This is a genomic window from Coprococcus sp. RTP21204st1_G4_RTP21204_210225, from assembly GCF_040915385.1.
Taxonomy (GTDB): Bacteria; Bacillota; Clostridia; order Lachnospirales; family Lachnospiraceae; genus Allocoprococcus; species Allocoprococcus comes.
The window spans coordinates 1-4,075 of record NZ_JBCPDP010000043.1; the positions used below are offsets into that span (position 1 = coordinate 1).

At 32.0% G+C, this 4,075-nt stretch carries 5 protein-coding genes; 3 read left to right on the forward strand and 2 right to left on the reverse strand.

Features of this window, described 5'->3' with window-relative positions:
* Together AB5213_RS16850 and AB5213_RS16855 are read left to right on the forward strand one after the other, a co-directional pair.
* The coding region (locus tag AB5213_RS16850) for a hypothetical protein (protein ID WP_368277005.1) at positions 1-268 on the forward strand (268 nt) is incomplete at its 5' end.
* Positions 269-326: 58 nt separating this feature from the next.
* A complete protein-coding gene (locus tag AB5213_RS16855) occupies positions 327-761 on the forward strand; it encodes a hypothetical protein (protein WP_005647368.1) in 435 nt (144 codons plus the stop codon).
* An 86-nt stretch (positions 762-847) separates the two neighbouring features.
* Here AB5213_RS16855 and AB5213_RS16860 read toward each other — a convergent pair whose 3' ends face one another.
* Entirely contained in the window at positions 848-1,570 is a 723-nt protein-coding gene (locus AB5213_RS16860; protein WP_346964511.1) for a TetR/AcrR family transcriptional regulator, read from the reverse strand.
* A gap of 2 nt (positions 1,571-1,572) precedes the next feature.
* Positions 1,573-2,808 (reverse strand): aminotransferase class I/II-fold pyridoxal phosphate-dependent enzyme, encoded by a 1,236-nt coding sequence (locus tag AB5213_RS16865; protein ID WP_005647364.1) that lies wholly within the window; start codon positions 2,806-2,808, stop codon positions 1,573-1,575.
* Positions 2,809-2,976: 168 nt separating this feature from the next.
* Here AB5213_RS16865 and AB5213_RS16870 point away from each other — a divergent pair, with 168 nt between their 5' ends.
* Complete coding sequence (locus AB5213_RS16870) at positions 2,977-3,975, forward strand: hypothetical protein (RefSeq protein WP_004295351.1); 999 nt, start codon at positions 2,977-2,979, stop codon at positions 3,973-3,975.
* The last annotated feature ends 100 nt before the right edge of the window (positions 3,976-4,075 follow it).

The window sequence follows — 4,075 nt, forward strand, 5'->3', positions numbered from 1 at the left end:
GGATAGTACAGGCTTTTTTATCCAAGTGTTACAGTATTTAAATGTAAAAGCTAAAATATTCTTTTTGCCTAACAATATGAGAACTGCGGTAAGATATGAGACGAAAGAACAGGTAGTTGATATTCTTAAGCAAGTTGGTTTTGTTACAGATGAAATACCAGCTTCTGTTGCGATGGAACGTATAAATACATTAGCAATTAGTAATGAGTGTATTGATAAGGTGAAGAATGCTTATGATTATATCATTCAAGAAGGAGCAATAAAATAAAATATTCATTTTATAGATATTTGTTATAAAATTATTCATTTATTGTATATATTTGCGCATGGCTGATAAATTAAGGAAAAAGCAAAATGAAGGCATTTCTAGTGTTCTGGAAATAGCTAAAATGATAAGAGGTGAAGAATCGCATGGGAGTAGTATAAATGAAACTCCTATTCAAGAAGCTAAATGTGAAGTTGAAGAGGAGAAAGAACCACCTCATGTAGAAATGGAAACAACTTCTTCGGAAGTTTTTAATTTTAATGGCTCTAGTGATATGGATTTGACGGACTTATTAGAGTACATTAAAGGAAAAAATTATAATTGCAAGGAAGTTCTATATGTTGATACAGATGTAAAAGAGGTGTTTGGCTTGCTCAAAGCTAAAGCCAAAATACCTATTTCATCTTTAGTTTCGTTTATTTTGGAAGATTGGTTAACTAAACACCGTAATGACATAAGTTCTTTGATTAAGCAAAAAAAGAACCGTTTTCTTTAGTACAGAAAAAGGGTCGTTTTGTGAAACAAAAGATTTTAGGTTAGGCTAGACCCGTCCAATGGGCTTTTCCTCATTGGACGGATATTTTAGATAGAAACAATAATTTCTTTAGGGATTCCTGTATAATATGCTATTTTTTCTACAGGAATATTATCTTCTCTCATTTTTATTATAATATCAATATTTTCTTTAGTAATAGAAGAAGGTATAAACGTAAATAAAATGTCTGACAATTTGCTTATAGCCTTAATAACTTTTTGTTTGTCAGATTCTTTTTTTAAGTCTATTCCACTGAAAGTTGAAAGTTTATCATGCAAAATAAGATAATATATTCCCCCTATTATTAGTGCAGATATAGTCACAATATCAATATCTGTATTGGAGAATATGTTTGAGAATTTTTGGCATAGAGGTAACGTATGCAATTCCCGTAGTTGAGAGGTACGTTGACTAGTTTCATTGTTATTAGCTAGTTCCCATTTTAGAAGTTCTTGCATGATTTTATTCTCTGATAAAGATTGAAATAAGCCTACAAGAATGTTCATATATAGTGCTTTATCGTTACTATATTGTTTTTGTGATTTTACAATATCGCTAAACCAATAGTCGTATTTTTTTACATACTCGTCAATGAACTTATTCAAATCATCATATCTGTTATAGAATTGTACAGGCTCAATTTCAGCTTGTCGCATAATACTTGTAACTGTTAGATTAGAAAATCCTTCAGTTTCAATAAAACGGGTTGCCGCATTAATAATGCTTTCCTCTATGTCTTTGGTACTTCTTCTCTTTCTCCTTTCTTTCATTATTATTTTATTTTTATGTTCTTATTTATATCATTAAGAGTATTGACTAAAGATTCTAATTGTTCACGTTTATGCGTGGCAAGAACGCTGACCCTTAATCTTGCTTCTTTGGTTCTTACAGCTGGATATACAATTCCAATTGTAAAGATACCTTTTTCTTGCAACATTTTAGCAATTTCGTAAACCTTTTTATTATCTCTTATCATAATAGGAAAAATAGGGGAAACAGATTTTCCTATGTCGAAGCCTTCTTCTTTCAACCGTTTTCTAAGATAATTTGTATTTTCCCAAAGTTTGGTTCTTATTTGTGGCTCTTTTTTTATAATCTCTAAAGCTTTTAATATGGATGCTGTGACTTGTGGGGTAGGGGCTGCTGAAAACACATTACTGTCCGCATAAAATTTCAAGTATTGTATTATCTTCTTTGAAGCTGCTGCAAATCCCCCTACGCAACCAAATGACTTGCTGAATGTGCCAGTAATAATATCAATTTGACCTAAACAGTTATAATGTTCAGCTGTTCCTCTGCCATTGGCTCCCATTACTCCTATTCCATGTGCATCATCTAACATCAGCATGGCTTCATAAGTCTTGCAAAGAGTAATAATTTCCGGGAGTAAAGACAAATCCCCATCTTGGGAATATACACCATCTATTATTACAAGTTTAGTTTGATATTGCCCTTTGACTTCTTTTAGTACCTTCTCCAAATATTCTAGGTCGTTATGCCCAATTCGTTTTATATTTGTTCCTTTTAGTCCAGCCATTGCGCTTGTGTGGATATAAGGGTCTATCAATGCAATATCATTTTGACCCAATAAGGCTCTTAGTATTCCGGCATTTGCTCCAAATCCGGAAGAAAATAAAATAGCTTCTTCTTGTCCTACAAAAGAAGCTATTTCTTTCTCTAGCTGTTGGTGTATGTCGAGATAACCACCTATTACTTGTGCAGCGCAAGCACCTGTTCCATATTTTTTTATAGCATCTATACCTGCTTGTTTAGTTTCTTCTCTTTGTGACATACCTAAATAATCATTAGAAATAAATGCAATAACAGGTTCGTTGAAGCCTTCAATTGCCATTGTTGAACCGATACCTGTATGTGAAGTTATCCAATAGCTTTTACATCCGAAATCATTTAGTTGCTCAATGTACTGCTGGAAATCATTTGCTCTCTCAATAGCATTTTTCCCATAGGATAGTTCAAAGTCTTTTAATGAATGATAAGTTTTTTCCATATTAGTATAATTTAGATTGTATATTGCAAAAATAGCAAATATATCATGTTTTTAAGCATTAACAGTGAAAAAAACAGTATAATTCTTATATTATATACAATTCATATTGTATATTTGCGATATGCAAATGCATTTGCTGAATAATTACTAACTTAAAAATTTCGCTTTATGAGAAAACAAATTTTAATTTTATTAGGTTTCTCTTTTAGTCTTATTGCTTGTCAGCAAAACGAAGAGATTGGTTCTGTGGAGGATAATGCCAATCCAAACGAACTTACTACTAGAGCTGCTTCTATGAGAAGGGTTCCTACACAAGCGGAAAAGGATAATCTTAAAAAGGATTTCCCAAATTTAGATGTAAATAATATTTCTGTAACAGGAGAAGCAACAGGTACATATAATTGTATTGCTTATTCTATGGGGATAACTAACAAATGGATTGACCCAGAATCTTTTTACAATGATTTTATAGAACAGTATAAAAATGCTAAAACTTTATATGGTTCGTCTTGTAATTATGAACAGACTAGTACAGAAGGTAGCAATGCTACTGTTGATGGTTGGGGAACAAGTAGTATAGATATGACTCATGGAAGTGTTGTATATAGTAGCGGTACTTGGGAGTCAAAACTTGGGCGTTATTTGCGTATTACCCATAAAAGGAGTGAGCTATCTGGCACTTTGTATGGTAGAATTTTGGTATCTTTTATCGAGAGTAGAACAAAGACTGATATGTCGGAGATAAAGGAACTTGCAAAACAGATAGCACAAGAAGATATTGAACTTTCTGATGCAGAAAAACAAGCTGTCATTGATAAAGCTGCAAATATTAATTGTGAGGTAAAGACTAAGTTTAACGATTTGTTTAATTCATGGAACGAAGAAATTTCAATAAATCCACAAACTAAATATAGTTCAAGTACTCTCGCTTATACAACATTACCACAGTTTAAAGAAATGCAAGCGATGGGTAAAAATATTATTCCGTTAATAATGGAAAAACTTTTAGATGAAGATAATTTCTTTTTGCTTCCTCTATATGATGCTATACAGACTGATTCTCAATTAAAAATAAGCTATAAGAAAGGTGATGCAAAGATTCTAGAAGGAGAACAGAATAAGGCTAAAAGAACAGTTCGTCTTTGGCTAAGTCTTTCGGGAAATTAAGTAAAATATAACTGACTTTTTGGGATAAATAGCTCTTAACGTAATATGCTGTAAGAGCTATTTATATATTTACCTAAAAGTTTTTGGCATCATGGATTTG